Genomic DNA, 26450 nt, shown 5'->3' on the forward strand with positions numbered 1-26450 from the left:
GTGGCCCTCGTCACACTGGAGCAAGTGAACCTCGCCCTGCGCCTCGATCTGGTCGAGAACGACGAGCGCATCCCGGACATCAATTTGAAGATCAAGCAGGCCGAGGCCGCGGTGATCGATTACCTCAAGAAGCCGGATCACGGTTGGACCGAATCAACCGTCCCCGGCCAAGTCTCGGCTGCCATCCTCATCGTCATTCAAAGCCTGCTCGACGAGGCCGACACCGGCGCCATGCTCGTGGGGCTCGGTACCGGCGACCCGAAAAGCCCCGTCGTCGCGCTGCTCTATCGGCTCCGCGATCCCGCACTTGCATGAAGGAGGTCACCATGGCCCGCGTACGCTTCACCGCTGACTATGACTACAAGCCCACCAGACAGTGCACGATCGGCTACAAGGCCGGAATGGAACTGACGGTGAAGCGCGATTGCGCCGAAAAGGCCATCGCCGCCGGCAAGGCGGAGGAGATCGAGCCCGCCGGGAGGGCGACCGGTGGCAGCGAGTAAGCCGACAGCCGGCCGCCTCCAGCACCGTGTCGCGTTCGACGAGCGTGAGACGGTCGACGATGGCGCCGGGAACAAGCGAGGCGTGTTTCAGGAAAAGTTCAAGCGGTGGGCGGAGTTCCGCCATCGCGGAGGCTCGGAAACCGTCATAGCGGCTCGCCTTGAAGGGCAGAACATTCTCGGCGTCTACGTGCGCTCGGACGCACAATCGCGCCAGATTGGCTCAGACTGGCAAATGCGCGACCTCCGAACCGGCACGGTCTACGCCATCAACATCGTTGATGCGGTTTCAGATCGCTACTGGGTTTACATCCAGGTGCGCAGCGGCGTGGCTCCCTGATGAAAGTCAAAAGCAAGATCCTCGGCCGGGAGAAGCTCATGCGGCTGCTGCGCGATGTGGTTCCGGAGGCCGAAAAGGAGTTGGCGAAAGAGCAGCTCGACGCTGCGAAATCGCTCGCCGGCAAGATCCGGAACCGTGCACCAGGCTCGGGCCGGTACCGGGGAAGCATAGAAGGCGACAAGCTGGCGAACCGACCAAAGGAACGCGCGCTCGGGCGAGGCCTCAAAAACGAGACCAAGGACCCAAATGCGACCGGCGTCTTCGCTGACTGGCGCTGGCGGTTCATTGAATTCGGAACCCGGCAGCACGTCATCGAGCCGAAGACCGGAGAGTATTTGGTCATTCGCGGTGCCGACGGCCGTGTGACCTACACGAAGCAGGTGAAACACCCGGGCGCAACGAAGCACCCGCACATCTTCCCGACATACCGCCAGGAGCGGCCAAAAATCCGCCGCAAGATGGCGGCGGCCGTTCGCAAGGCCGTCAAGAAGGTCAAGAGCAAGTAATGGCTTCTCCATCGTACGAGCTTCAGGTCGCGATCGTCTCGCGCCTCAAGGCGACGGCTGCCGTCACGGCGCTGATCGGTCAACGCGTCTATGACAGCGTGCCGCCGGATGCAGCTTTTCCCTACGTGACCGTAGGTGAAGGTGATGAGACCAGCGATGACGTCGATTGCGTCACCGGGTTCGAGATCGCGCTCGACGTTGACGTTTGGTCACGCGCCGTCGGTTTCCCCGAGGCCAAGCAGATCAGCGATACGGTTCGAAGAGCGTTGCTCGACCCCGAGCTGACGCTGCCGGCCAATGCTCTCGTCTATTTCCGCCACCGCCAGACGCGGTTCATCCGCGATCCTGACGGTTCATCCCATGCCGTGTTGAGCTTCGAAGCCTTCGCGGAACAGCCTAACAGCCAATAGGAGAAACCCATGGCCGAGCCGACTACAATCCGCGGGGGCAAGGTCCGAGTGATGCTCGGCAATGATGCTGTCCCAATCGTTTACACCGCCCCCTGCGGCTTCAACCAGCGCAACGTGACCATCAACAAGGGTCTCGAAGAGGTCAACCTTCCCGATTGCCTAGATCCCGACGCAGTGAACTGGGTAGGCCGCGATGCCGTGTCCCTCTCGATGTCCATCGGTGGCGAGGGCGTGCTGTCCGAGGAGAGCGTCGAGACTTGGCTGGATGCGGCCGAGGACGTCGAATCCGTACCGGTGAAGGTTGAATGGGAGTTCCCCACCAAGACCATCACCTGGACCGGCAAGGCGCACGTCGAGAGCTTCGAAGCCGGCGCTCAAGACGGCCGTCGCGTTACCGGCAACGTGTCCCTGCAGAGCGACGGCAAAATGACCCGTGTGGTCACCCCGGCGGCTCCGTAATGAGCAGAGACGGATCCTGTGAGCTGCCCTTCAATGGGCAGCGAACCATCTTCAAGCTCGCCTGGCGCGAACTGATGAAGATCCAGGAGGCCTGCGATGCCGGGCCTTACGTGGTGCTCGACCGGCTCGTGTCCGGCCGCTGGCGGCTTCAGGATATCTCCGAGGTCATCAAGTGGGGGCTGATCGGCGGCGGCATGCCTCAGGGCGACGCCCTCAAGCTCGTCGAGAATGAAGTCGAGGGTCGGCCGCCTGTCGAAAACCTCGCGATCGCTCAGCAGGTCCTTGGTGCCGGTGTCGTCGGCGCTCCGGAGGAAGAAGTCGGAAAAAAATCCGCGGCGGTAAAGCAGAAGACCCGCTCCCGAACGGGAAAATCCGCTTTGCCGCCATCATCGGAAACGGCATAGCGATGAGCCTGTCGCCGCAAGAGGTGATGAGCCTATCGGTGTTCGAGTACCTCGCCGCGCTGGATGCCTTGTGCAACGATCCGGAAGGCAACAGGAAGCTGACCGAGAGCGAGAAGGACGATCTCTGGGAGTGGCTGGAGGCTAGAGGCTAGAATATTCCGGAGCGATCGAGCTGATGCCGCCAACCGGAATCTAGCCTTCCCAGATCATCGCATTCATTTAGTGCCTTGAGATGAACGGAGGTCTTTGGAGGATCTCCGATTTTCTCTGGGAGGGTTTCCTGGGCCATCCGAATACAAGCCTCAGGAGTGATCCTTTCCAGCCGCAGACGCTCGGCGGCTACCTTGTCGGCCTGCGCTTGAGCAGCAGCTTGCACTTGCGCGGTACGGTACTCTTTCCACCCAAAATAGCCACCGCCAGCAACAACGACGACGCAAGCCGCTGCGATCAGCGCCTTCAACCAACCTTCCATAGGACCCCTCCATGGCAACTGACGACGAACAGCTCGTGTTAAGCATCAGCGCCGATACCCGTCAAATTCAGCGCCAGTTAAAGTCGCTTGTGGGGCAAACGCAAGCGAATACCAAGGCTATTGAAGCGGCGTTCGCTGCCATGGGCGGTTCGTCCGCTGGAGCATTCGACAAGATCGCGGCGAACAGCAACCGCGCATTCACGACAGCGGAGCAAGGGGCGAAGCGGTTCCAGAACGCGATGCGCGCTTCCTCTCAGCACACGTCAAACATGGCGGCTCAGCTGCAGGATATCAGCGTACAGCTCGCTGGTGGACAATCGCCCTGGCTTGTTGGCGTTCAGCAGATTTCGCAGATGAACCTGGGAGCAGTGGGATTGAGGGGTACTCTTTCTGCGATCGGTGGTGCTGCGGCATCCATTCTTAGCCCAGTCAACCTCGTGGCATTGGCCTTTATAGGTTTAGGCGGAACGGCGGTCCAATACTTCGCCAGCCTCCTCTCGGAAAGCGATAAATCCGAAAAGGCCCTCCAGCAGCAGGCTCAGCTTATCCAAAAACTTGCAGAGGAATGGGGCGATGCCGTTCCGGCACTGCGAGAATATGCAGATGAACTGGAAAGAGCTCGGAAGGCGGCGGAGCTGAACGAAGGGGCTCAGATCGTAAATGACCGCACCTTGGCGGACACCCGGTCGCAGATAGAAGACGCGAATATCGCAATCGCTGACCTCTTAGCTCAGCTCCGAGCGTCTGGCGAAGAAACCGACACTATCCTTTCCCTGCAACGTGCGTTCAATGAGTTTGCAAGCGCCGCGAACGACGGAAGTGTGAAGGTCGCTGACGTCAACGCCGTTCAGGATGCGCTTGCGGCGGCAATCCAAAGCAAAGGCGTTCCCACGCTGTCGGACTTCAAAGAAATGTTCGACCAGGTGTCAGCGGCGGCGCTCAGAACATCCAGCAGTGTCCAGCAGGTCAACGAGGCACTTGCACAAGCTCAGGCTCGGATGAACGACCCGCGTACATGGCGTGGAGCGAACCTGATCGGTAATCCGGAAGGAGCCCTACAAGGATCATCCCCTGATCCGGATCTTCCCATGGATGGACCAGTTCCGGAAAGACGGCCGCTGATTGAGCTTGACGGACTCCCGGGAGAAATCCGCCGATCCCGAGGCAGCGGCCGTTCCGCTGCCATTCGCGAGGCCGAGCGGGAAAAGAAGGCTGTTGTCGATCTCATCGCGCAGCTTGAGTTCGAACAAGGCTTGATCGGAGCGACGAACCTCGAGCGCGAGAAGGCGAATGCGCTGCGCCGCGCCGGTGCGGCGGCCACGCCGGATCAGAAGGCCCAGATCGAGAGCCTAGTCGAAATCATGTACGCCGAGCGGGACGCCATCAGGGCGAGCCAAGAGGCAATGGAGGAACTGGCTGACGTCAGTCGAGACGTGCTGCAAGGCCTCGCCTTCGATCTTCTCAACGGCGAGAACAAGGCGGAAGCACTCGCCAATGCTCTAAGTCGGTTGGCCGATCGGCTACTGAATTCGGCATTTGACGGTTTGTTCGGTAGCAGCACCGGAACCCCGCGCTCCGGTGGTCTCCTCGGCGGTGCGATCATCCCCGGCATCCTCCATGACGGCGGCAAGGCTGGGCGCGACGGTTACGGTCATCGCCGTGCTGTTCCCGCGTCCACTTTCCGCGGAGCTCCCCGCTTCCACAATGGCTCGATGGGCGTTGGCCTCGGCCCAAGCGAGGTCCCGGCGATCCTGGAGAAGGGCGAGATCGTTTTGCCAAAGGGCGCGAAGGTTGGCAGTGAAGGCGTGAACGTCACTTACGCTCCGCAGATTGACGCGAGGGGGGCCGATGCCGCGGCCGTCGCACGCCTCGAACAGGTGATGGCACGCGATCGAGCCGAGTTCGAATCCAAGACGGTAGCCGCAATTCGCAATGCGCGGAGCCGTGGGGTGAAGGGTGTCTGATGGCCATTACATTTCCGCGTGACATCCTTGCCAGCTTCCCCGGCTGGTCCCCTCGGTTCGAGCTTCTGTTTCGACAGGAGCAATCGCGACAGGCGTCCGGCCGCACGATCGTCAAGGACCTGGGCTCGCCGCTCTGGCAAGCCGATTATCAGTCGGGGACGATGCGCCCCAACGAGCTCGACCGGTGGCGGGCAATTCTGGATTCGCTCGACGGAGGAATTCAGCAGTTCCTCGGCTATTCGCTGTCTCGCTGCTATCCGACCTCCTACCCAAAGGGAAGCTGGCCGGCCGGCTCGTTTACTGGATCGAATGCGAACCTTCACACGATCGGAGCGAACAACAAATCGGTGCGGGTCTCAGCGCTTGCACCGGGCTTTCGCTTCAAGACCGGCGATATGATCCGGATCGGCAGCCGAGACCTGTACCGCGTGCAGGAGGATGTCACCGCCGACGGGGCCGGTCTGACGCCGATCTTCGAGGTGCGTCCGCATCTCTGGCCCGGCACTGTCACCGGCACGGCCGTTAGCGTGGTTCGCCCGCACTGCTACATGACCGTCGTTCCCGGCAGCATCAACACAGACGCCGACGTGGCCACCGGGCGCGGCTCGGTGAGCTTTTCCGCGATCGAAGCCCGATAGGTATTCACCATGCCCCGCAATATCTCAGCCGCCAACCAGGCGGCGCTGGAGGCGCGCGTTCTTGTGGCGCGAGACTTCCTCTGGATCGTAGCTCGTAATCGCTCCACGGGCGTGCCTGTGCCGGACGGCATGTGGTCGGACGTGGGCAACGTCTCCGCCTCGGTTATCGATCCGGACACGGGGGCCACGGTCACGCGCAACTGGTTCGGCGCCGGGACGCTGGTCGCGATCGACGACATCCCGCTCGTCTCGAATCTATCGGCGCAGACGGTCAACATCCGCCTATCGCAGATCCACGATCACGTGCAGCAGCTGGTTAGGGAATACGACTGCCGGCAGGCGCGGGTGGAGATCTACCGCGGCCTCTTCAATCCGGACACGCGGAAGATGGTGGCACCAGCGGAGTGTCGCTTCGTCGGCTTCGTCGACAAGATCGATATCCGCACGCCGTCGGAGAATGAGGACGGCGCGGTCACCATGACGTGCGCCAGCCACACGCAGGAGATGTTCCGGGCCAACACCGAGACGAGGAGCCACGAGACGCAGATCCTGCGAGCCACGAACGACAACTTCTATCGGGATGCCGCAACGACGACGAGCTGGAAGATATTCTGGGGGTCGAAACAGGGCAGCGTACCGACGCAGAAGAAGCGCAAGAAGTTTCTCGGCATTTTCTGATGAGCGATGTCCGCCAGGCTATTGCGTCGGATGTGCCGCGCATCCTGACCTTGCTCAAGAATTTTCATGCTGCGGGCGGTTTCGACTTTCGGTTCGATGCGGCGCGCTTCGAGCAGTTCGTCAAGGCGGCGATCCTCGGCGAGAAGTCGGTCTGCCTCGTGGTCGGCGATCCTGCTGCCGGCGTGTTGATTGCCAGCCATGCCGAGAGCTTTGTCGGCTTTCGCTACGCCGAGGAGCAACTGGTCTGGATTGAGCCCGGTCGACGTGGCTCCACCTGGTGCGACTTGCTCTCTGCCTTCGAGGCCTGGGCGAAAGCCGCTGACTGCGCACGGATCAAACTCTCAGCGCAGCACGCGCTGCGCCACCCCGCGATGACACGTCTCTACCGCCGCAGCGGCTACACGCCGTGCGAGACGGTTTTCAGCAAGGAAATCTAGCATGCCGCTCTTTACTGCGATCGGTGCGGCCGTCACGGCGGTCAGCGCCTGGATTGGATCGCTCGGGACGCTCGGCGCGTTCGCACTGAAAACGGCCGTCGGCGTTGGTCTAAGTCTCGCCGCACAAGCCTTGGCCGGCAAGCCGAAAGAGCAGAACTTCGCTCTGAATGGCGAGCTGCAGGGCGGAGGTGATTTGCCGCGCTCCTTCATTCTCGGCAAGTACGCGACGGCCGGCTCGCTGGTCTGGGCAAATGCGTGGGGTAAATCCGGCGACACGCCCAACAGCTGGCTGACGCAGGTAATCGCTCTTTCCGATCTGCCGGTGAAAGGCCTCCTCGAGGTATGGGTCGACGGCGAGAAGGTCACCTATGCACCCTCAGGCGCGGACGACATCTTCGGCTACTCGGTTCCTGAATACGTCAAGCGCGGCCCGAACCTCTACATCAAGTTCTACGATGGCACGCAGACGGTTGCCGACGAAGCTCTTGTCACGAGGGCTGCCACGTCTGAACGTCCATGGGACGCAACACGCATCGGCCGCGGCGTTGCCTATGTCGTCGTTCATTCCCGCTGCATCGACAATATGTTCAACGGCTTCCCGTCGTTCCGGTTCGTTGTCGACGGCCTGAAGCTCTACGATCCTTCCAAGGATTCGAGCGTCGGCGGGTCGGGCACGCAGCGTTACGACAATCCGGCGACCTGGGGCGGCGATGGCGACTATCTGCCGGCAGTGCAGGCCTACAACCTGCTTCGCGGCCTGAAATACAATGGCAAGTGGTTCTATGGCTTGCAGAACCTCGCCGCCGCGCGGCTGCCGGCCGCCGATTGGATAGCGCAGATCAACAAGTGCCGCCAAACCATCATGGGCGCGAGCGGGCTTGAGCCGACCTATCGCTCCGCCGGCGAAATCCAGATTGACGCTCCGTTGTCGGCAGCGATCGAGGCGCTGCTGTCGGCTTGCCAAGGGCGCATATCCGAAGTCGGCGGCGTCTACCGCATGCATCTCGGCGCTCCCGACCTGGCGTCGATCGGATTCAATGACGGCGATATCCTGTCCACGGAAGAGCAGGAATTTACGCCGTTCGTGGGCCTCGCGGACACCATCAATGGTATCTCCGCCACCTATCCGTCGCCGAAAGACAATTGGGCCGTTGTCACCGCCCCGCCTCTCTATCGCTCCGACCTGGAGGCGCTCGACGGCAACCGGCGACTAATGGCCGATGTGCCGCTCGACTTCGTGCCGTATCCGGAGCAGGTCCAGCGCCTGATGAAATCGGCGCTCGAGGAGGCGCGCCGCTTCCGTCGTCATACGCTTGTCCTGCCGCCGCGCTTCTGGGCCTATGCGGTTCCCGGCGCCATCTTCGTGTGGAACTCGGACCGCAACGGGTATGTCGACAAGCTGATGCGGATCGACGGTGTCGTCGACCGCGCCAACCTCGACGTGATGATTGACATCACCGAAGTCGACCCGGCGGACTATGACTGGGACAGCGCCGCCGACTTTCACCCTCCCGTTGACGGCGCGGTTGGCCCGATCCGAGTTGCACCGCAGCCGATCGTCGATTGGTTTGCTGAACCCGACGCCGTGAAGGACAACAATGGCGTTTCGCGTCGGCCGGCCATCCGGCTGTCGTGGGATGGATCGGAAGAGCGTGTCATCGATGTCATCGGCGTTGAATTCGAGGTTCGCAACGCGACCTCTCTCGAAACCGTCTACTCGGGCCGCACTGATCAGCCCAGCGAAGGTTCGTTGCTGATCTCCCAAGGCTTGGTCGCGAACGTCACCTACGGGGTGCGGGGTCGCTATATCCCGCGTTCGGAACGCGAAACGCTGTGGTCAAACTGGCTGAACGTCACCACGCCCAACGTCCTGCTCACAGACGTCTTTGTCGAAGAACTGGCGCAAGCAGGCCAGGACGTTGCGAACCGCTTCAAGGAACTGCAGCAGGAGATGGACGAGTTCTTCCGGCCGCGCCTGGTCGAGCTGCTGGATGCGTTCTCGCTCGAAGGTGCCGTCGGTCAAATCGAGCGCCAGCAGATCGTTGCCACCATAGGCGACGCGCTGGCGCAGATCATCGAGGAGCGCCGGGTACGCGTTTCGGAGAACGAGGCGACGGCGCAACTGCTGACATACCTGCAGGCGAGTCTCGGCACCACGAACGCCCGACTGATTAATGAGGAGACCGTGCGGGCGAGCGCCGATAGCGCCCTCGCCAGCTCGATTACTTCGCTCGACGCCGAGGTCGACGGCAATCTGGCGCGCATCATCCAGGAGGAGACGGCGCGTGCCAATGGCGACAGCGCGCTCGCGACCAGCATCTCCGGCGTCAGTGCCGATTTCAACGGGCGGTTCGCGCAGGGCCTTGTGAAGTTCGAAGCGGTCGCGGCGCCGACCGGTGTTGATGCCCGTTTCTCGGTGTTGCTGCGGGCTGGGACCAGCCAGAGCTTCAAGGTCTCCGGCTTCTTCGTCGAAATCTACACCGAGGGCGGTGTGCAGAAATCGCGCGTGGCGGTGCAGGCCGATCTGTTCGCCGTCACCTCGGGCAACAGCCGCCATTACCCGATGGTCTTCGAGAACGGCGAACTGAAGCTGGCGATCGCCAATATCGGGACGGTCAACGCAGGTCTTCTTCAGTCGTTGAACGGCAAAATGAAGATCGACCTCAATAACGGCACGATCGAAATCTTTAGCTAAAAAGAGGGTCCAATCATGAAACGCAGGTCTTTTCTACTGGCGCTCATCAGTGCGCCTTTTGTCCCAGCAGCCACCAGTGCGGTGCCGGCACGGAGTCCGCTAGTCTTCAAGGATGGCGCTATGAGGCTCGCCATTGCCGACATCGGCACGGCCGACGCCGGCCGGCTGCGATCTCGTAATGGCAAAATGAAGATCGATCTCGACAGCGGCACGATCGAGATCCTTAGCTGATGACGCGGACAATGATTGGCCGTGACAGTACGGGTGCAGGGTGCGTCAAAATCATGAAAAATGATGCTGACGACCCGCGCACCACGCCCGACAGTCAGCGCTCGAAGTTTCTCTACAACTCAAAATACGCTCTGAACGCTTCGATTGCGCACATCGAGGTTATCAATTCGGGCTTCAGCGGGAGCACGTACCAGTATTTTCCCGCCGGGTCGAATTCGAGCAACTACCAAAAGGCGCTTGGTCAAGGCGGAGGGGAAGCATGGTGGTTCTTCAGGAACTCCGCGTTCCCGAAGATGAAATACAATATGCCCCTATTCGACGTGAAAGCCACGCGGACGAACACGGGGCGGTTCAATCAACAACGCATCCAGCGCCGCTATTCGGGCAAATACTACAATGATCAGGGTGGCTATTTCTTCATGGGCAACTGGGCTCAAGAGCCTTGGGTGAAGAACTTCAGCGGCGTTGTCAGTCAGTATGGATCGTTTCCCTACGGTACGTTTGCTCACATCACCACGTCCACACTCGACGACGCCTACAACCGTTTTCAGTCGAGAGACAAACGGCTGATAGTCTGGAACCTCCCCGGCAATGAGGATCCTTCATTCGAGGCTCCCGCATTGGCACCGAACGGCGCAAAGAACATTATCATCCGCTCGGACAAAATGGTGATCGCTAAGCCGGGCTACAACGCAGAAACGGCGACCGAGTGGCAAGTCGCCTTCGACAGCCGACGCGTTCCAGTCAAGGTTATAGCGGCTGCGGACATCGCGATCCCTGCGGGAGAGTCGTTCTATGAAACCGGCATCACGTTGCCCAACACCATCGCTCTCGACGTTCATTTCTACACGGGATCAACAATCTACTATCCTTGGACGCCCAACTTGGGGGACGGCGTAGGGGCTGACTATTGGTTCAGCGGTTCACGTATCTATTTCAACGCGTCCGGAGCAATGCGTGCCCGATTTATGCTCTACCTCGATGCGGGAGATAGTCCGACAAGCGGCAGCAACCGCGTGCTTCGGGAGTTCACCGAGGGCGGTCAGGACGTCGTGCAGTTCTTGCGTCCAGGCTCAGCCAACCCACCGTCATGGGCCGATATCGTCATAGATACCCGGTGGCCGTGCGTTCAGATCATCGCGGAAGGTTATTTCAATGTAGCGGTAGGAAGCCCGCTCGAAACGATGATCAATTTCGACGCGGCCGGAATGTTTCCGATGGTCAAATATATGACCAAGCACGGTGGCGGCTCAGAGCAGAATTTTGGGAGCTGGCAAGAAGCTATCAAGCTCCCATCGGTGCGCCAACGCGTCTATTCGAGCAACAGCAATTTTGAGTGCGGTGATAGCTCGCATTGCCGGCTCACACAGACAAGTGCAACGTTTGTCACCAATCGCGGCCAGCCCGGCGATTACTACAACGATGCAGACGACCCCGGCACGTGGCGCACGGACGGCGCCGATAACGTGCTCGGCATCCGCTACTACATTCTCGGCATCCCAGCTTAGGAACTCCTGACATGACGATACCCTATGTAACCGGCACGGTTTCCGTGGCCGCCGGCAGCGCCGTTGTCACCGGCTCCGGGACCGCCTGGGCCACGGCACTGATCGCCGGCGGCCTGTTCGGCCTCGACAGCAGCAACGGCAACCCGGTCCCGATCCTCTCCGTCGACAGCAACACGCAACTGACGCTGGCCAAGCCATGGCGCGGCACCACGGCGGCCGGGCAGGGCTACTGGATCATTCGCGACACGGCCTACCTGCAGCAGCAGACCGTAAACGCCCAGGCGCTCTCGACCTATATTCAGCGGCTCGACAATGCGGCGCTCGCGGCGTTGGCCGGGCTCGACCCCGCGGCGGACAAGTTCGCCTACTTCACCGGTGCAAACTCGGGCGCGCTGGCGGACATCAAGGCAAAGGGGCGGGACCTGCTTTCGTCGACGGGTGTGCTCGACGCACTCCTGAAGCTTGGTCCTGTATGGGGTGGATCCGTTCGATCCCCTGCGAACAGTGATGTCGGATTGGTCGATGGCGACCTCAACACGATCACCGTTGCCGGCGTTTACACACTCTCGGGGAACTGGGCCAACACCTATGCCGGAGCCGCCTCGGTAGCCACGACAGGCACGCTCGTGGTTCTCCAGCGAAGCGCCAATGCCGTGTTTCAATATTTCTACCGAGACAACAACCAGGTCTTCAGAAGGAACACCGTCAACGGCGGCACAAGCTGGACGGACTGGACGATTGTTGAGCTACCGGTTGTGGGGACCGTATCAAACTCCGCGGGCTTTCCTGCCGGCGCCGTCATTGAACGGGGCAGCAATGCCAATGGGGAGTACGTCAAATTTGCCGACGGCACCATGATTTGCACGTCACCGGAACTTCCCGTCGCGATGACCCAGGCTGCTGGCAACGTTTTTTATTCCAATGCCGTGAGTGCGCCGATGCCGGTCCTTTTCACCGGAATTCAGCCGGTAGGGTTCGGTCACGTGACGACGACAATTAACGCCTGGGTGAACCCCAGAACTGCTTTCGGTTCGTGGGTGGGGGCGGCCTACGCCTATGCCGCTCGCACCAGCGACACGATCCGATTTGGTGCCCTTGGAAGGTGGTTTTAATGCAAATCAAATTCTCTCCCCAACGCCGCGATGACCTCCTGACGGTCACCAAGGCAGGCGACGTTTTCACGATCAACGGTGTGCCATTCGACTTCTCGACCTTGCCGGACGGCGCCACGATCCCGGCCGGCGAGGTTCCTTGTGAATGGCTTGTCGGCCCCGTTGAACGGATCGCCGGCGAGCTTCACCTGACGCTCATCCTGCCGCACGGCCCAGGCCCTTCTCAGGCCGTTGCATTTCCTCCGCCACTCGTCGACCCGCCCGACGGGGTGATTGCATTGCCGGCCGATCCGCAGCCGTCGATCCCTGATCCTGCTGAAGAGGAGCCCGCCGATGTGGACGGTTGACCTGTCGAAAGTTGTCACGGCCGAGCAGAAGGCGGCGGAAGCGCGCGCGGCACTGCAGGCGCAGTATTCCGCCGCTATCCAGGCGCATCTCGATGCCAAGGCGCGCGAGCGGCAATATGACGGCATCCAGACCGCCATCACCTATCGCGGCGATCCGAACCCGCAGTTCGCGGCCGAGGGCGAGGCCCTCTTCGCCTGGCGTTCGGCGGTATGGACCTATTCCACGGCTGAGCTGCTGAAGGTCATCGCTGGCGAGCGGCCGCAGCCCGGTGTTAAGGAGTTCGTGGCCGAGCTGCCGGTGTTCGAGTGGCCGTGACGCAACATTCCGGCATTGCCGAGCGTTTGCTGTTAGGGACGCAGCAAAGGAGACAGGCGATGCGCATTGCCGAACGCGTCAAGGTCATAGAATGGATAGCAACTTTCGCCGCCGTCACTTTTGTCGCGTCGCTTGTCGTCGCGCTGCTTCCCTGAGGACATTTTCAACGAAGCCCGGAGAATTGCCGCTGCTTGCGAATGAAAGCGATTGCAGCAGCTTCCAGGCTCTTGCACTCTGCCTCGGATCTAAACAAGGCCTCGTCATCTTTCTCGGCTGAGCATCGAAGGACGTCCCGTCGCAGGCACGCATGCTCATACGCCTCGCACATCTTCAGAAATGCGTGGCTGTTCATCATCCACGCGCAAGCACGCAGATCAGGGGCTGCCAAAAACAACCGGGCCATTCCTGCCTTTTTCACATCCATTGCGACCGCTCGCTTTTTCGTCGAGCTACACGGTTTGAACGGGCTCGCTAGGGATAGGTTCCACTACATAACATAGATGAGGGCGGCTTTCCGGTCGCCTGCGTCAGGCGTTCCTCGGGCGAGGCCCGTCGCTGGAGGCAGGCGCCAGGCCTCTAACCGCCCCGTCCGCTACGAGACGGCGGGACGGCTGCGCGGCGTTACCACAATGCGCTGGCAGCCTCCATTCGCCCATTCGGGCTAAGTCAACTCTCAAACATTCCAATCAGGAGATACCGATGAGCGCCATCACCGCTCAGCACGTTCGCGCTGCCGCAAAGGGCAGGGTGAACGAGAGCAACCTCGCGTCCGTGCTTGTGGCACTGGACAGGTACGGGGAGCGTTTCGGCATGGATCGGCCGCACCGTCTCTCCCAGTATTTCGCCCAGCTCATGCATGAAAGCGGAGACTTCCGCTACGATCGCGAGATCTGGGGCCCAACGCCGGCGCAACAGCGCTACGAAACCCGCACCGATCTTGGAAACACGCCGGAGAAGGATGGCGACGGCCATCTCTACCGCGGCCGCACCGGCATGCAGCTGACCGGCAAGGATAATTATCGCCAGTTCCGCAACTGGTGCCGCGCCGCTGGCCTCGATTGCCCGGACTTCGTTAAGGATCCGGACGCGGTCAATGCCGATCCATGGGAAGGCCTGGTGCCTCTGTTCTACTGGGACACACGCGATCTGAACCGCTGGGCCGACCAGGGCGACGCCGAGACCATCACGAAGAAGATCAACGGCGGCAAGAACGGCTTGGCGGATCGCTTCAACCGGCTGGCGCGTATCTCGCTCGTTCTCCTCGGCTACCGTGCCGATAACGTCCTTCAGTTCCAGGCTGACCAGCGCCTCCAGGTCGACGGCGACGTAGGCCCGAAAACCCGCGCTGCGATGCATACGGCGCTTGTGGCGCTCACCCCGGGCGAAGCTGCACGGCCGGAGGTCAAGGTCGCGCCAGTAACCGAGGAGAAGCCGGTCCCGGTTCCTGTCACGCCGCCCAGCCTCGATGCGCCGTGGTGGAAGTCGAAAGAGGTCATCACCCCGTCTGTCATCGGCGGCGGCGCTTCGCTGCTCACCGCGATCGGCGACATACCGTGGCAGAACCTCTTGTTGATCCTTGTCGCCCTCGGCGGCATTGCCGGCTTCCTCTACTGGCGCAAGAACGCCGATCGAAAGGCCGTCGCAAAACAGGTCGAGGGGATGGCGTGATGTTCAGCCGCCTCTCTCTGGCCGCTGGGGCTGCTGCCGGCGGCATTATCGTCTTTGTCGGCATGCAGACGGTCAACGCGCTCTGGATCATCCCGGAGCGCGGGAAGAGGGCCGGAAACTCGAACGCGCCGAATTGGATTCTGCAACCAACAAAGCAATCGGAGAACTGCGGGATGAAGCTGATCGCGCTCGCTTTAACCGCCGCCTGTGCATTGAGCGCGGCCGGCTGTACGTCAACGCAACAGGTCTCTGCGTCGAAAGACAGGCTCAACCAGGCGGCTAGAGCCGTTGTTGGCACGTCCCTGGTTGGCGCTCGAGGCGCTACGCCGGCTGATCAGGACAAGATCGACGAGACGGTCGCGGGCCTATGCGGTGCCCGAGTCTGGACGAAGGAAGAGTGCAGCGCTCATGACGCTGCGGTGATCATCACATCTGCATACGAGGGGCAAAATGGGACTGGAGGATGAGGCTATGGAACTCCCGAAGCGTGCGCAAAAGCTCGAGTGGAACTTGAACACGATCATCCAGCTCGTGACGTTGTTCGGCATGTGCATCGGCGGCGTCACGATTTGGGTCAACAAGGGCAGGGACATCGAGGAGCTTCAGAAGTGGCGCAGCGCCATGGAGGCGAGAAGCGAAGAACGATTCCGCTCGATCGAGGGCGAGGTCCGGAAGATCGACAATCTCGCCTACCGCCTGGCGTCGACCGAGCAATCCACGACATCGACGGCGAGCGTCATCAAAGACCTGCAGGGGCTTCTCAGCCAGCAGGCGGGCGATCTAAAGGTGATCAAGGAGATTTTGCAGCGGGTGGAAGGTGGGCAGTTGCGCAGGTAAACGGAACCGCCCCTAAAAAATCTTAATTGACTGTTCAAATGTTCATTGTACGTTCGCCATAGCGCGGGGGGACTCATTATGGCTGTTCGGGCGTTTAAGCGCAGGACCTGCGTGGGGTGCGATCGACCTCATCCTAACAAAGGCGACCGCGATTTCGACCCACCAAAGTTTTGCGCAGCTTGCAGCACAGATCGGCGAGCAAGCGCGCGACTTTCCTTGGGAATAGGAGCCGGCGTTGTATACTCGGCTGATGGTCGCTACGTGCTTCCTGAATTTTCGGACCGCCTTTAGCCGAAATATTCCCTCAGTTCTCGCTCTGCCTGCCTGTATCCCATCTTGCCGCTGGCGTACAAAGTTTTCGATTTTCCCGTAGTCACTGGATAGCTAACGACGTTCCAAGAGAACGAGCGCCCGTTGTGCTTCTCCAACGTAACGACAATTTCACGAGATTTGACGACTCGGCTCCACTGCGTGCGATCCTCTGATATCTCGCAGTGCCAGTCCAATGGCTCGACGTCAGCGAGGAGCCGGTTCAGCGCCCTCGCATCAGTAGGTCGATCGTTCGGGGCATCTTTCAGCAGGTTGCGAATAACTCGGCGCCATTTTTTCCCGATGTGTGGCAACCATTCGAGGGTATCAGCGTACCCGCCGTTTTGGACGACGGACCTTGGCGCGGGCCCAGACGCGTACCAGGGATGTCCGTGAAGCAGTCTGTAAAGTGTGACCCCCAGCGCCCACAGATCTGTGCGCACGCTAGAAATTCTGTCGCTGTAGAACTCAGGCGCTAAGTGATCGCGATAACCACCGCCAATCGCGTATCCCTCAATGATCTCGTCGGTAACGAACCCGAAATCCCCGATCTTCGCGACGCCGTTTGCGTCGAGCAGAATATTGCCGGGTTTTATGTCGCGGTGGAGCATGCCTCGGTCGTGGAGGGCCGCCAGCCCATGACATATTTCGCGGGCAGCCTTCAAGACCAGGTCGGGGCGAATAGGGCCTTCCTTATAGAGGGCGTCAAACGAACCGCCGGAGCAATATTCCATTACAAGATGGATCGCGTCATCCGTCGCAGATGCGCATAGATAATGCACCGCCACGATATTGCGGTGACGGGCCCTTTCAAGGCTTGCGCCTTCTTGAAGCAATCCAGTTTTGCGCGCTGACCATTGGTGAGGGGTCTCGCCCTCAATCGCGAAAAGGACCTTTACCGCTAACGGATCACGGATGCCGTCATGTCCAATATGCACCCGACCGAAGTGTCCGTGAGATATTTCTTCGCCTACAACCAGCGTCGATTGCAAATTCGTCATTTGGAACACTTCGCCAAGATGCAGAAGGCGGCTTCGCGGCTTCCCGCACGAAGGTCCTGACCGTCAAAATTCTCGGCCCAAAAACCGTCGTCTTTAATGTATTCGTCTGCCTTCCGATCGCCGTAGTGACGCGATATTGCAGCCTTTGTAATCGTCTCGGTGCTACACACCGACGCGAGCGCGCCTATGACCACGCCACGGAGTTCGGCCGCCTCAAAATGAGCCAGCGTGGGTTTGCCTTGTTGGCTGACGGCGCTCCCTTTGACCGCCGAGCGCGCTATGCCTTTCTCTTGGGCATAATCTGCAACTTCCTGGGCGAAAGCAGCGTATGCCGTAGGTCTGTCGCCCTTCTGCAGCTTCACGGTGAAGTCAGCATTTACGACGATGGGGCCGTCATCATCTGGAACAGTAGCATCCACGAAAACCGCTTTATCACCAGAAACCGTCGTCCCCAGCCACCTCGTACTCATCTGCATACTCCCCCTATTTGTGCGTCCGACTCACCAGAATGCAAATCTCACATGCGTACCATTCTCAACAATCTAGGGTGAATATCTTGCGGAAAATAAAACGTTCGATAGATCGCCAAATTTTGGTGTGGAGGCGAAGCCGGGCCAAAAAAATGGCCCCGCCGTCACGTGGGGCCAAAAAGAGTGTGCTGTCCAGTGGAGAAGCAAGCGGCCGAAGCGGCGACTTCGATGAAGGCCGTCGAGAACACGCTCAACAGCCTTTCCATCGACACCCGCGTTATGCGCGAGATCCTTCAGAGGATCGAGGCCAGCCAGCGCGACGGCGCGCAGCTGCGGCGTTGATGCCGGCAATGCTAGCGATGTGACAACCACCTTCTGCCGAGATACTCCAGCGCCTTCAGGCGCGCGGGATCGGCTTCAATGACGCCAACCGACTTTCGCCGCGCCGCTATCGTTTTCTTTGGATTTACCGAATCAGTATTCTCGTCGGGTGAGGCACTCTGGTCCGGAAATTCGCAGTCGTCTCTCTCTTGCATCAATCAAATTCCCAATGCGCTACCGTGGTGGCGCCTCAGGGCTGCGTTGAAGGGGCGACATTTGCAGCTCTGAGGCAGTCACTCACCCGAGCGGCTGACGAGGTTGCCGCTCGGGTGAAAACTCCGGTATTCATTGAAGGTTTCGGTCGGCTCGCGGCCTAAGACCTTTGCTGTCAACGAGCCAGACTAAGGTCCGATATTTCGGCGGAATTTATCCGCCAGGCTGTGGAGGCTGAGCTTAAACGGCGCGAGACCAAGCGCGGCGAAGCAGACGAATAACACCAGAAGAACATCGCAGGAACGGACTGCTACGCTTTTTGCAACTCAATTGCGTAGCACAGGCTGAAACCGCTCCGGATGGAGCGGGATTCCGTGCTCCACAAGCCTTGATTTACAGGGACTTTGGAACACGGAAAGGGCAGGGGAGGGATGCTGGAAACAGAATTTCAAGACCGGTGCCTTAAACCGCTCGGCCACTCTTCCAAGTGCCTGGGAAACTCCGTGAATTCGCTTCCGAATTCTCGGCAATCCGGCGATTGCAACCGGGTTTACCAACAGTCCTCCCAACGGCTGGCCTTTTAGCAGCTTTGATCACAGCGTCAACGTGCTCAGCAGCATTTGCTTGCGGTTCACAGATGACGGGGTGGGCAGCGAATGCAGCCATGCAACACGGGAGATCATCACCTACGGCCGTTGAAAATCACTTTTCAGACGGACTGCCCACTGCTGCCGGGGATTCAGCGGCCTGCTCGGCCGACTGATTTACGATCCGTAAACCATGACGGGAGTTTTTCAGCAGCCTTTCGCCTTCCAGTTCGCATTTTCGCCTTGTTGTTGTCATTTTTATTCGACTGTTCCGTTTCGGGACGACGAATTTTCGTGGGGACCTACTGCACGCTTGCGCTGATCTCTGCGCGCCCGCCGGACGCGTGAGCGCTGCAGGAGTGGATTTTCGGTTGCGGCATTGCAAATGATCTTGTGGGACAGATGACATCCGATAATGGTGCGGCATATCTTGTGAGGGGGCTCCGTCTCGCAGCGGTTCCGTTGCTTTGCGCGGTGCTTGCGTCCTGCGGATCGACGTCGAGCGTCAAGAAAACCAAGCCGCGGAGCAAGGAATATTTCGCCGAGTCGGTCTACGGCGTCAAAGCCAGCCCCAGAGTAGCCACCGGGAATAACATTCCCAAGGGTGGCGGACGCTATCAGGTCGGCAAACCTTACCAGGTCAAGGGCAGGTGGTATAAGCCGAAAGAGGATTTCGGCTATAACAAAAGCGGTATGGCCTCCTGGTACGGTTCGGCCTTCCACGGCCGGCTGACGGCGAACGGGGAGGTCTATGACACAAATCACCTTTCGGCCGCCCACCCGACATTTCCGCTGCCGAGCTATGCGCGCGTGACCAATACGGAAAACGGCACGTCGGTCGTCGTGCGTGTCAACGATCGCGGCCCCTATGAATACGGCCGGATCATCGACGTCTCTTCGAAGACCGCCGACCTGCTCGATATCAAGCGTAAGGGCAGCGCCAAGGTTCGCGTGCAGTATATCGGCCGCGCGCCACTCGAAGGCAACGACATGCCTTACCTCATGGCTTCCTACGTCAGGAAGGGCGAACGCGGTCCGAGCGTGATGCCGGAAGGACAGATCGCAACAGGCGTGATGGTCGCCTCCAACAAGCCGCTACGGGAGCTGATTCCCGATGTCGGCGCGGTACCCGTTCCGAATAGATCCGCGCTCGAGCCCGGTGCGCCGATGAACGCGCTTGCCGAACCGGCAAAAGCCACTGCAGTTTCAGGTGCATTCGACGAGTTTGCAATCCTGCCGGAGATCGGTCCCGTGCCCAGGGCGCGTCCTCAGTTGGTCCCGCTGCCGGACGGCAGCCTGACCTATGCCGCGGCCTATGTCGAAGTCCGCGTCAGCGACGAGCCTTCGCCATTCGAGGCGATCATGGTCGAGCGCAATCCGCTGACACCCGAATCCATTCTTGCCTATGCGAAGCGCCGGCACCAAAACGCCACCGCGCGCTGACGCCGGTTGAAGAGGGCTTTTCGCGCTGCTATGCCCATGGAGAACCGGAGTTTCTCATGCGCATGAAGTGGCTTGCGGCCGTAGGTTTCCTTGCGGCCATCGTTTCGGGTCAAGCGGTCGCACAGACGCCCGCCTTCGACACCAAAGCGAAGCAGATATATCTCGTCGATGCCGAAACGGGCACTGTGCTCTTTTCACGCGATGAGGACGCGCCCGTCCCGCCGGCCTCGCTTGCCAAGCTCATGGCGATGAAGGTGGTTTTCGAGGCGCTGGACAAAGGCGAACTGACGCCCGACACGAATTTCCTCGTCTCTGAACACGCATGGCGTACGGGCGGTGCTCCCTCCGGCACCTCAACGATGTTCGCGGCAATCAAATCCAGAATTCGCGTCGCGGATCTCATTCAGGGCGCAACGGTGCAGCTTGCGAACGACGCATGCATCATTCTGGCCGAAGGAATGGCCGGCAGCGAGCCCGCTTTTGCCGAGCGCATGACCAAGCGGGCGCGCGAAATCGGACTGCCCGTCGCCACTTTCAAGAATGCCACCGGACTGCCGCACCCGGGAAATACGATCACCATGCGCGAGCTCGTCGCCCTTGCGCGGCACCTTTATGAGGCGCACCCGAATTACTACCCACTCTATTCGCAGCCGGAGTTCGAGTGGAACAAGATCCTTCAGCGCAACAAGAACCCCCTGATCGCCGCGAAAATCGGGGTCGATGGCCTCGCAACCGGCTTTGCCGAAGGGTTCGGCTTCTCGGTGGCCGCCTCAATGCAACGCGGCGAGCGCCGCGTCTATCTGGCAATGAGCGGTCTTGAGAGCGAAAAGGAAAGAATTGAAGAGAGCCGCAGGGTCCTCGATTGGGCGATGACTGCATTCGAGAAACGACGTATCTTTTCAGATGGTGAAACCATCGGCGAGGCCAGCGTCTACGGCGGCGCGGATTCCCGGGTGGCACTCGTGGCGGGCGGCCCTGTCGACGTTCTCCTGCCGGTAAAAAATTCTGAACGGCTGACGGCGCGCATCGTATATAAATGGCCGCTCAACGCGCCTGTCGCTGCCGGCCAGCAGGTTGGGGTCGTCAAGCTCTGGAACGGCGACAAGCTGCTGCGGGAGGTTCCGGTCGAGACGGCGAGGGCGGTCGACCCCGGAACGCTTACCAGCCGGGCACTCGATGCACTTCAGGAACTGCTGTTCTTCTGGCTGTGACAAATGAACGTCCCGACGGTTCCTTCCGCCGGGCCGATCGGCTAAACAGGGTCCGATATGCACGCCGATCCGGGAATTGAAGTGTCGCTGGCCAAGGGTTTGTTCATAACATTCGAGGGTGGGGAAGGGGCCGGCAAGTCGACCCAGATGCGCCTGCTTGCCGAAGCGCTCAGCGCGCGCGGCTACCGCGTGCTCACGACCCGTGAGCCGGGCGGCTCCGCCGGGGCCGAAGCCGTTCGCCATGTGCTTCTTTCCGGGGCAGCCGAGTCCTTTGGCGTGCGCATGGAAGCAATACTCTTTGCGGCTGCGCGAAGCGATCATGTCGAGGAGGTGATCCGTCCGGCGCTCGAGGACGGGACGATCGTCCTTTGCGACCGGTTCATGGATTCGTCGCGCGTCTATCAGGGTGTGACGGGCAATCTGGAACCGAGTTTCGTCGAGACCCTGGAGCGCGTCGCCGTAAACGGTGTCATACCCGACTGCACGATCATATTCGATCTTCCCGCCGCTATCGGCCTGGAGCGTGCCCGCCGTCGCGCCGCAAACAACAGTCCCGACCGATTTGAAAAAGAGCAGTTGGAGACGCACGAAAAGCGACGCGAAGCATTTCTCGATATCGCTGCGACTGATTCCAAACGCTGCCGCGTCGTCGATGCTAACCGGCCGCCGGCCGCGATCGCCGCCGACGTATTGAACCTTGTCAAGGCGCTCCTGCCTCTCCAGGGAATAGCGCAACCGTCGAATGCGGAAGCAACGTCATGAGCGTGGAACATTCGGCTATGCTGGAGGGCGCCCTTGCTCCGGCGATGAACAGCAGGCTCTTCGGCCATCAGGAAGCCGAAGCCTTCCTCGCGCAGAGTTATAAATCCGGCAAAGGTCACCATGCCATCCTGATCGAAGGACCTGAGGGGATCGGCAAGGCAACGCTCGCCTTTCGCTTCGCCAACCATATCCTCAGTCATCCGGAGCCCGCGGAGGCCCCCAGCAGGCTCGCCGATCCGGATCCGGAATCGATCATCACGCGGCAGCTTGCTTCAGCCGCATCGCACAATCTCCTGCATCTTGCCCGGCCGGTCGACGAGAAGACGGGCAGGGCGAAGGGTGCGATCACCGTGGACGAAGTGCGCCGCGCCGGCAAATTCTTCGGGCAGACATCCGGCACAGGAAACTGGCGCATCGTCATCGTCGATCCGGCCGACGACCTCAATCGAAATGCGGCCAACGCCATATTGAAGATGCTGGAGGAGCCGCCGCGCCGCTCGCTGTTCCTGGTGCTCACCCATGCGCCCGGAAGGCTTCTCCCCACGGTGCGGTCGCGTTGCCTGCCGTTGCGGCTGAAGCCGCTGGAGACGGCGGATCTGCGGCAGGCGCTGACGCATCTTGGGGTCGATCTCGCCGGCCCGAATGCCGGTCGCGTCCTCGCGGCGGCAAGCGGTAGCGTCTCGGAGGCGTTGAAGCTGGTGAATTACGGCGGGCTTGATATCGCCGAGGCGTTCGAGGACATTCTGGCCGGGCAGGGGCCGGGTTCCCGCAAAAGCATGCATAAGCTCGCTGACGTGCTTTCGGGCAGAGACAGCGAGACGATCTTCGATTTCTTCTCGTCGCTATTGGCGGGACGCATCATGCAACTGGCGCGCGAGGCGGCAATCGCCGGCGATGTGGGCAGGGCCGAGCGGTTCGCGAGACTTTCAAGCAGCGTGGGAGAACGCCTGGCGCTGAGCAGCGCCTACAATCTCGATCGCAAGCAGACGATCCTTTCCTTGCTCGACGATCTCAAAGAGGCTCTATAAGCCCGGCGCGAACTTCCATTTTCGCTCGATGGCCGCAGGAAGATCGATGTCGTTTCATGCCGTTTATCCCTGGTTTCAACGACCTGCTTGCCGGGAAGGTCGTGCTGCCGGGAGGAGGCTTTTTCTTGCCGTGGCAGTTTCCTACCTGAAGGCTATGCGCTAATAGCACCCATAGTTCCGATCCGAGGATATCGAAGCCCGCTATGAGAGATACGTCCCCGTTCTACATCACCACCGCGATTTCCTATCCGAACGGCAAGCCGCATATCGGCCATGCCTATGAGCTGATCGCGACGGATGCCATGGCACGCTTCCAGCGGCTCGACGGCCGCGAGGTCTTCTTCCTGACCGGGACCGATGAGCATGGCCAGAAGATGCAGCAGACGGCGAAGAAAGAAGGAATCTCGCCGCAGGAGCTTGCCGCCCGCAATTCGGCCGAATTCCAGAACATGGCGCGGCTGCTCAACGCGTCCAACGACGATTTCATCCGCACGACCGAAAAGCGCCACCACGAGGCCTCGCAGGCGATCTGGACCCGCATGGGCGAGGCGGGCGACCTCTACAAGGACTCCTATGCCGGCTGGTATTCCGTTCGCGACGAGGCCTATTACCAGGAGAACGAAACGGAGCTGCGCGAGGACGGCCTACGCTACGGCCCGCAGGGAACGCCGGTCGAATGGGTGGAGGAAGAAAGCTATTTCTTCCGGCTTTCCGCCTATCAGGACAGGCTCCTGAAGCATTATGAGGAAAATCCGGACTTCATCGGTCCGGCCGAACGGCGCAACGAGGTCATCTCCTTCGTCAAATCGGGCCTGAAGGACCTCTCCGTCTCGCGCACCACATTCGACTGGGGGATAAAAGTTCCGAACGACCCGGCTCACGTCATGTATGTGTGGGTCGACGCGCTGACCAACTACGTCACCGCCACCGGCTATCTGACCGACCCCACGGGGCCACGCGCGAAGTTCTGGCCAGCGAATATCCACGTTATCGGCAAGGATATCATCCGGTTCCACGCTGTTTATTGGCCTGCTTTCCTGATGTCGGCCGGGCTGCCGCTCCCCAAGCGCGTCTTCGCTCACGGCTTCCTGCTCAACAAAGGCGAGAAGATGTCGAAATCGCTCGGCAACGTGGTCGACCCGTTCAATCTGGTCGAGCACTTCGGTCTCGATCAGATCCGCTACTTCTTCCTTCGCGAAGTCTCGTTCGGCCAGGACGGCAGCTACAGCGAGGAGGGGATCGCGACGCGTATCAACTCCGATCTCGCCAACGGCATCGGCAATCTCGCCAGCCGCTCCCTATCGATGATCGTCAAGAATTGCGATGGCCAGATTCCTGTCTGCGGTCCGCTGACCGACGACGACAAGGCTATGCTCGCGGCGGCAGATTCGCTGATCGAGACCGCCCGCGAGGAAATGGGCAGGCAGCTCATTCATCGCGCGCTCGCGGCAACCATCGCAATCGTTTCTGAAACCGACCGCTACTTCGCGGGCCAGGAGCCGTGGGCGCTGAAGAAGACCGACCCGAATCGCATGGCGACTGTCCTCTATGTCACCGCGGAGGTCGTTCGTCAGGTTGCGATCCTGCTGCAGCCATTCATGCCCGATTCGGCGGGAAAACTGCTGGATCTCGTCGCCGTACCAGCCGACCGCCGCGATTTCGCGCATCTCGGTGAAGGCGGGCGCCTTGTCTCCGGGACCCCGCTCGAAGCACCCAAGCCGGTCTTTCCGCGCTATGTGGCGCCGGAAGCCTGAACGAAGGCGAAAGCATGCTGATCGATACCCATTGCCATCTGGATTTCCCCGATTTCGAGGCCGAGCGCGACGCGATCATCGAGCGCGCACGCGAGGCGGGCGTGGCGCAGATGGTGACGATTTCCACCCGGGTGAAACGGTTCGATACCATCCTGTCGATCACTGATAAATATCCGAACGTCTTCTGTTCGGTCGGCACGCATCCGCATAATGCCGATGAAGAGCTGGACGTAACCGCCGACGATCTCGTCCGGCTTTCCGCACATCCCAAGGTCGTCGCAATCGGCGAAGCCGGGCTCGATTATTTTTATGACAACGCACCTCGCGAAGCTCAGGCAGAGGGCCTGAGACGGCATATCGCGGCAGCGCGGATAACGGACCTGCCGCTCGTCATTCACAGCCGCTCGGCCGATGACGACATGGCCGCGATTCTGACAGAGGAGTCGGGGAAGGGCGCCTTCCCATTTCTTCTTCATTGTTTCTCTTCAGGCCCTGAGCTTGCCCGGATCGGCGTCGAACTTGGCGGCTACGTGTCTTTTTCGGGGATCCTGACATTCCCGAAATCGGAAGACCTGAGGGACATCGCCAGGACTGTCCCTCGCGATCGGATGATCGTAGAGACGGACGCACCCTATCTGGCGCCGAAGCCGTTCCGCGGCAAGCGCAACGAACCGGCTTACGTAACCCATACGGCCGAGGTGCTGGCGCAAACGATCGGCGTGTCCACGGATGAGATCGCCGAAATCACGACGGAAAACGCCTTCAGGATCTTCTCGAAGATGCCGAGGCTTTAAAAGATGACGTTTCGGCGAGCCTTTACCGTTCTGGGTTGCGGCTCATCACCGGGCGTGCCGCGCATCACGGGAGATTGGGGCGCCTGCGATCCGTCGAACCCCCGCAACCGCCGCATGCGCGCGGCACTGCTCATAGAGCAAATTGGGCCGGACGGCGGCAAGACGACGGTCGTGATCGATACAGGCCCCGATTTCCGTGCCCAGATGATCGCTGCCAATGTTCGTCACATCGACGCCGTGCTTTATACGCATGCCCATGCGGATCATCTGCACGGAATAGACGATCTCCGCGGGTTCGTCATAGAGAATCGCAGGCGCGTGCCGATCTGGGCCGATGCCTTCACCATGGCCCGTATCCGCGACGGCTTCCGCTACTGTCTGGAGTCGCCTCCCGGGAGCGGTTATCCGCCGATCGTGGAGCCCTATGTGATTCCCGACGACCTGCCGCCCTTGACCATTCATGGCGCAGGTGGCCCGATCCCGTTCGAGCCCCTGATGCAGTTTCACGGCAACGTCCATTCGCTCGGCTTCCGCATCGGCGATTTTGCGTATTGCAGCGACGTCAGCGACTTTCCGCCGGAAACGGCCGGTAAGCTGACCGGACTTGATCTGCTCGTCATAGACACGCTGCAGTACAAGTTTCACCCTAGCCATTTATCCCTGGTGCAATCGCTCGGATGGATCAACCGGCTGCAGCCGAAGCGTGCGGTACTCACGCACATGCATGTGCCGCTGGATTATGAGACCGTAAGCGGCGAGACGCCTGATCACGTCGAGCCGGCTTACGACATGATGCGTCTGGAGTTCGACGTCGACTTGCCGATGGTGCAGAACGATGTGAAGTCCAACATCGAATGACTTTTCCAGTATCCTGACTTACGCGCATAAAAGGCATTGATGCTCAGGCGCTCTAGTTCCATAATCTATCTTATGCGATCACTCCATGTAGCCGCAAAGTTAAAGTGTCCTGTTTCTGCAATGTAAGAATGTCACTCTCCCCGGGTTTAGATGACCTGGGAGATTGCGGATGGGATT

33 protein-coding genes are annotated in these 26450 nt (G+C 60.4%); 28 read left to right on the forward strand and 5 right to left on the reverse strand.

The window, feature by feature from the left end:
* From FB009_RS27595 to FB009_RS32890, 8 genes are read left to right on the forward strand one after another with little or no spacing between them, the layout of a single operon-like run.
* Complete coding sequence (locus FB009_RS27595; RefSeq protein WP_145162397.1) at window positions 1–315, forward strand: phage gp6-like head-tail connector protein; 315 nt, start codon at window positions 1–3, stop codon at window positions 313–315.
* A gap of 11 nt (window positions 316–326) precedes the next feature.
* A complete protein-coding gene (locus FB009_RS32885) occupies window positions 327–503 on the forward strand; it encodes a hypothetical protein (protein WP_164901948.1) in 177 nt (58 codons plus the stop codon).
* Window positions 490–840 (forward strand): phage head completion protein, encoded by a 351-nt coding sequence (locus FB009_RS27600; RefSeq protein WP_029727750.1) that lies wholly within the window; start codon window positions 490–492, stop codon window positions 838–840. The genes FB009_RS32885 and FB009_RS27600 overlap by 14 nt, the downstream gene beginning before the upstream one ends.
* The gene (locus FB009_RS27605) at window positions 840–1346 is read left to right on the forward strand and encodes a hypothetical protein (protein ID WP_029727751.1); all 507 of its coding nucleotides are present in this window, start codon (window positions 840–842) and stop codon (window positions 1344–1346) included. The genes FB009_RS27600 and FB009_RS27605 overlap by 1 nt, the downstream gene beginning before the upstream one ends.
* Window positions 1346–1756 carry a DUF3168 domain-containing protein gene (locus FB009_RS27610; protein WP_028004794.1) on the forward strand — a complete coding sequence of 137 codons (411 nt, stop codon included), beginning with the start codon at window positions 1346–1348 and terminating at the stop codon, window positions 1754–1756. The genes FB009_RS27605 and FB009_RS27610 overlap by 1 nt, the downstream gene beginning before the upstream one ends.
* Window positions 1757–1765: 9 nt before the next feature.
* Window positions 1766–2215, forward strand: a complete 450-nt coding sequence (locus FB009_RS27615; protein ID WP_127713236.1) for a phage tail tube protein — start codon at window positions 1766–1768, stop codon at window positions 2213–2215.
* Window positions 2215–2619, forward strand: a complete 405-nt coding sequence (locus FB009_RS27620; RefSeq protein ID WP_127713235.1) for a gene transfer agent family protein — start codon at window positions 2215–2217, stop codon at window positions 2617–2619. Before FB009_RS27615 ends, FB009_RS27620 begins: the two co-directional genes overlap by 1 nt.
* Window positions 2620–2621: 2 nt before the next feature.
* Entirely contained in the window at window positions 2622–2771 is a 150-nt protein-coding gene (locus tag FB009_RS32890; RefSeq protein WP_186447682.1) for a hypothetical protein, read from the forward strand.
* Here the strand turns inward: FB009_RS32890 and FB009_RS27625 are convergent.
* Window positions 2768–3091, reverse strand: coding sequence for a hypothetical protein (locus FB009_RS27625; RefSeq protein ID WP_145162400.1), 324 nt, complete (start codon window positions 3089–3091; stop codon window positions 2768–2770). The two genes, FB009_RS32890 and FB009_RS27625, sit on opposite strands and share 4 nt — an antisense overlap.
* A gap of 11 nt (window positions 3092–3102) precedes the next feature.
* On the opposite strand from FB009_RS27625, the gene FB009_RS27630 reads away from it, so the two are divergent.
* From FB009_RS27630 to FB009_RS27675, 10 genes are read left to right on the forward strand one after another with little or no spacing between them, the layout of a single operon-like run.
* The gene (locus FB009_RS27630) at window positions 3103–5055 is read left to right on the forward strand and encodes a phage tail length tape measure family protein (RefSeq protein WP_145162403.1); all 1953 of its coding nucleotides are present in this window, start codon (window positions 3103–3105) and stop codon (window positions 5053–5055) included.
* The gene (locus tag FB009_RS27635) at window positions 5055–5693 is read left to right on the forward strand and encodes a hypothetical protein (protein WP_145162406.1); all 639 of its coding nucleotides are present in this window, start codon (window positions 5055–5057) and stop codon (window positions 5691–5693) included. The genes FB009_RS27630 and FB009_RS27635 overlap by 1 nt, the downstream gene beginning before the upstream one ends.
* Window positions 5694–5702: 9 nt before the next feature.
* On the forward strand, window positions 5703–6371 hold the full coding sequence (locus tag FB009_RS27640; RefSeq protein WP_145162409.1) for a hypothetical protein: 669 nt from the start codon (window positions 5703–5705) through the stop codon (window positions 6369–6371).
* Window positions 6371–6808, forward strand: a complete 438-nt coding sequence (locus FB009_RS27645; RefSeq protein WP_145162412.1) for a GNAT family N-acetyltransferase — start codon at window positions 6371–6373, stop codon at window positions 6806–6808. Before FB009_RS27640 ends, FB009_RS27645 begins: the two co-directional genes overlap by 1 nt.
* 1 nt (window position 6809) lies before the next feature.
* Window positions 6810–9503 carry a phage tail protein gene (locus FB009_RS27650; RefSeq protein ID WP_145162415.1) on the forward strand — a complete coding sequence of 898 codons (2694 nt, stop codon included), beginning with the start codon at window positions 6810–6812 and terminating at the stop codon, window positions 9501–9503.
* Between the two features lie 15 nt (window positions 9504–9518).
* The gene (locus tag FB009_RS27655) at window positions 9519–9734 is read left to right on the forward strand and encodes a hypothetical protein (RefSeq protein WP_145162418.1); all 216 of its coding nucleotides are present in this window, start codon (window positions 9519–9521) and stop codon (window positions 9732–9734) included.
* The gene (locus FB009_RS27660; protein WP_145162421.1) at window positions 9734–11242 is read left to right on the forward strand and encodes a hypothetical protein; all 1509 of its coding nucleotides are present in this window, start codon (window positions 9734–9736) and stop codon (window positions 11240–11242) included. Before FB009_RS27655 ends, FB009_RS27660 begins: the two co-directional genes overlap by 1 nt.
* A gap of 11 nt (window positions 11243–11253) precedes the next feature.
* The gene (locus FB009_RS27665; protein WP_145162424.1) at window positions 11254–12354 is read left to right on the forward strand and encodes a pyocin knob domain-containing protein; all 1101 of its coding nucleotides are present in this window, start codon (window positions 11254–11256) and stop codon (window positions 12352–12354) included.
* On the forward strand, window positions 12354–12701 hold the full coding sequence (locus FB009_RS27670) for a hypothetical protein (RefSeq protein ID WP_145162427.1): 348 nt from the start codon (window positions 12354–12356) through the stop codon (window positions 12699–12701). Before FB009_RS27665 ends, FB009_RS27670 begins: the two co-directional genes overlap by 1 nt.
* Window positions 12688–13017 (forward strand): hypothetical protein, encoded by a 330-nt coding sequence (locus FB009_RS27675; RefSeq protein WP_145162430.1) that lies wholly within the window; start codon window positions 12688–12690, stop codon window positions 13015–13017. The genes FB009_RS27670 and FB009_RS27675 overlap by 14 nt, the downstream gene beginning before the upstream one ends.
* Window positions 13018–13180: 163 nt before the next feature.
* Here FB009_RS27675 and FB009_RS33410 read toward each other — a convergent pair whose 3' ends face one another.
* Window positions 13181–13441: a hypothetical protein gene (locus tag FB009_RS33410; protein WP_088194210.1), complete on the reverse strand. Its 261-nt coding sequence runs from the start codon at window positions 13439–13441 to the stop codon at window positions 13181–13183.
* 275 nt (window positions 13442–13716) lie between these two features.
* Between FB009_RS33410 and FB009_RS27685 the strand changes: the two genes are divergently transcribed.
* The 3 genes from FB009_RS27685 to FB009_RS27700 all read left to right on the forward strand — a co-directional run bounded on the left by FB009_RS27685 (window position 13717) and on the right by FB009_RS27700 (window position 15522).
* Window positions 13717–14685, forward strand: coding sequence for a glycoside hydrolase family 19 protein (locus FB009_RS27685; protein WP_145162433.1), 969 nt, complete (start codon window positions 13717–13719; stop codon window positions 14683–14685).
* A gap of 173 nt (window positions 14686–14858) precedes the next feature.
* The gene (locus tag FB009_RS27695) at window positions 14859–15152 is read left to right on the forward strand and encodes a hypothetical protein (RefSeq protein ID WP_145162436.1); all 294 of its coding nucleotides are present in this window, start codon (window positions 14859–14861) and stop codon (window positions 15150–15152) included.
* Window positions 15153–15156: 4 nt separating this feature from the next.
* The gene (locus tag FB009_RS27700; RefSeq protein ID WP_145162439.1) at window positions 15157–15522 is read left to right on the forward strand and encodes a hypothetical protein; all 366 of its coding nucleotides are present in this window, start codon (window positions 15157–15159) and stop codon (window positions 15520–15522) included.
* Window positions 15523–15809: 287 nt separating this feature from the next.
* On the opposite strand, the gene FB009_RS27705 is transcribed toward FB009_RS27700, so the two are convergent.
* The 3 genes from FB009_RS27705 to FB009_RS33820 form a co-directional block, all read right to left on the reverse strand.
* Window positions 15810–16832: a serine/threonine-protein kinase gene (locus FB009_RS27705; RefSeq protein ID WP_145162442.1), complete on the reverse strand. Its 1023-nt coding sequence runs from the start codon at window positions 16830–16832 to the stop codon at window positions 15810–15812.
* Window positions 16829–17302 carry a hypothetical protein gene (locus tag FB009_RS27710; protein ID WP_145162445.1) on the reverse strand — a complete coding sequence of 158 codons (474 nt, stop codon included), beginning with the start codon at window positions 17300–17302 and terminating at the stop codon, window positions 16829–16831. The genes FB009_RS27705 and FB009_RS27710 overlap by 4 nt, the downstream gene beginning before the upstream one ends.
* 353 nt (window positions 17303–17655) lie before the next feature.
* Window positions 17656–17838 (reverse strand): hypothetical protein, encoded by a 183-nt coding sequence (locus FB009_RS33820; RefSeq protein ID WP_145162447.1) that lies wholly within the window; start codon window positions 17836–17838, stop codon window positions 17656–17658.
* A gap of 987 nt (window positions 17839–18825) precedes the next feature.
* Here FB009_RS33820 and FB009_RS27720 point away from each other — a divergent pair.
* The 7 genes from FB009_RS27720 to FB009_RS27750 all read left to right on the forward strand — a co-directional run bounded on the left by FB009_RS27720 (window position 18826) and on the right by FB009_RS27750 (window position 26273).
* Window positions 18826–19866 carry a septal ring lytic transglycosylase RlpA family protein gene (locus FB009_RS27720; protein WP_011975454.1) on the forward strand — a complete coding sequence of 347 codons (1041 nt, stop codon included), beginning with the start codon at window positions 18826–18828 and terminating at the stop codon, window positions 19864–19866.
* Between the two features lie 56 nt (window positions 19867–19922).
* Entirely contained in the window at window positions 19923–21077 is a 1155-nt protein-coding gene (locus FB009_RS27725) for a D-alanyl-D-alanine carboxypeptidase family protein (protein WP_011975453.1), read from the forward strand.
* Window positions 21078–21134: 57 nt separating this feature from the next.
* Window positions 21135–21839: a dTMP kinase gene (tmk, locus tag FB009_RS27730; RefSeq protein ID WP_011975452.1), complete on the forward strand. Its 705-nt coding sequence runs from the start codon at window positions 21135–21137 to the stop codon at window positions 21837–21839.
* Window positions 21836–22867: a DNA polymerase III subunit delta' gene (locus tag FB009_RS27735; RefSeq protein WP_145162450.1), complete on the forward strand. Its 1032-nt coding sequence runs from the start codon at window positions 21836–21838 to the stop codon at window positions 22865–22867. Before tmk ends, FB009_RS27735 begins: the two co-directional genes overlap by 4 nt.
* 203 nt (window positions 22868–23070) lie before the next feature.
* Window positions 23071–24621 carry a methionine--tRNA ligase gene (gene metG / locus FB009_RS27740; RefSeq protein ID WP_145162453.1) on the forward strand — a complete coding sequence of 517 codons (1551 nt, stop codon included), beginning with the start codon at window positions 23071–23073 and terminating at the stop codon, window positions 24619–24621.
* Window positions 24622–24635: 14 nt separating this feature from the next.
* Window positions 24636–25415 carry a TatD family hydrolase gene (locus FB009_RS27745; protein ID WP_011975449.1) on the forward strand — a complete coding sequence of 260 codons (780 nt, stop codon included), beginning with the start codon at window positions 24636–24638 and terminating at the stop codon, window positions 25413–25415.
* Window positions 25416–25418: 3 nt separating this feature from the next.
* Complete coding sequence (locus FB009_RS27750) at window positions 25419–26273, forward strand: MBL fold metallo-hydrolase (protein WP_011975448.1); 855 nt, start codon at window positions 25419–25421, stop codon at window positions 26271–26273.
* Window positions 26274–26450 lie beyond the last annotated feature (177 nt).

Origin of the sequence: Sinorhizobium medicae, assembly GCF_007827695.1 — a bacterium.
Classification (GTDB): Bacteria; Pseudomonadota; Alphaproteobacteria; order Rhizobiales; family Rhizobiaceae; genus Sinorhizobium; species Sinorhizobium medicae.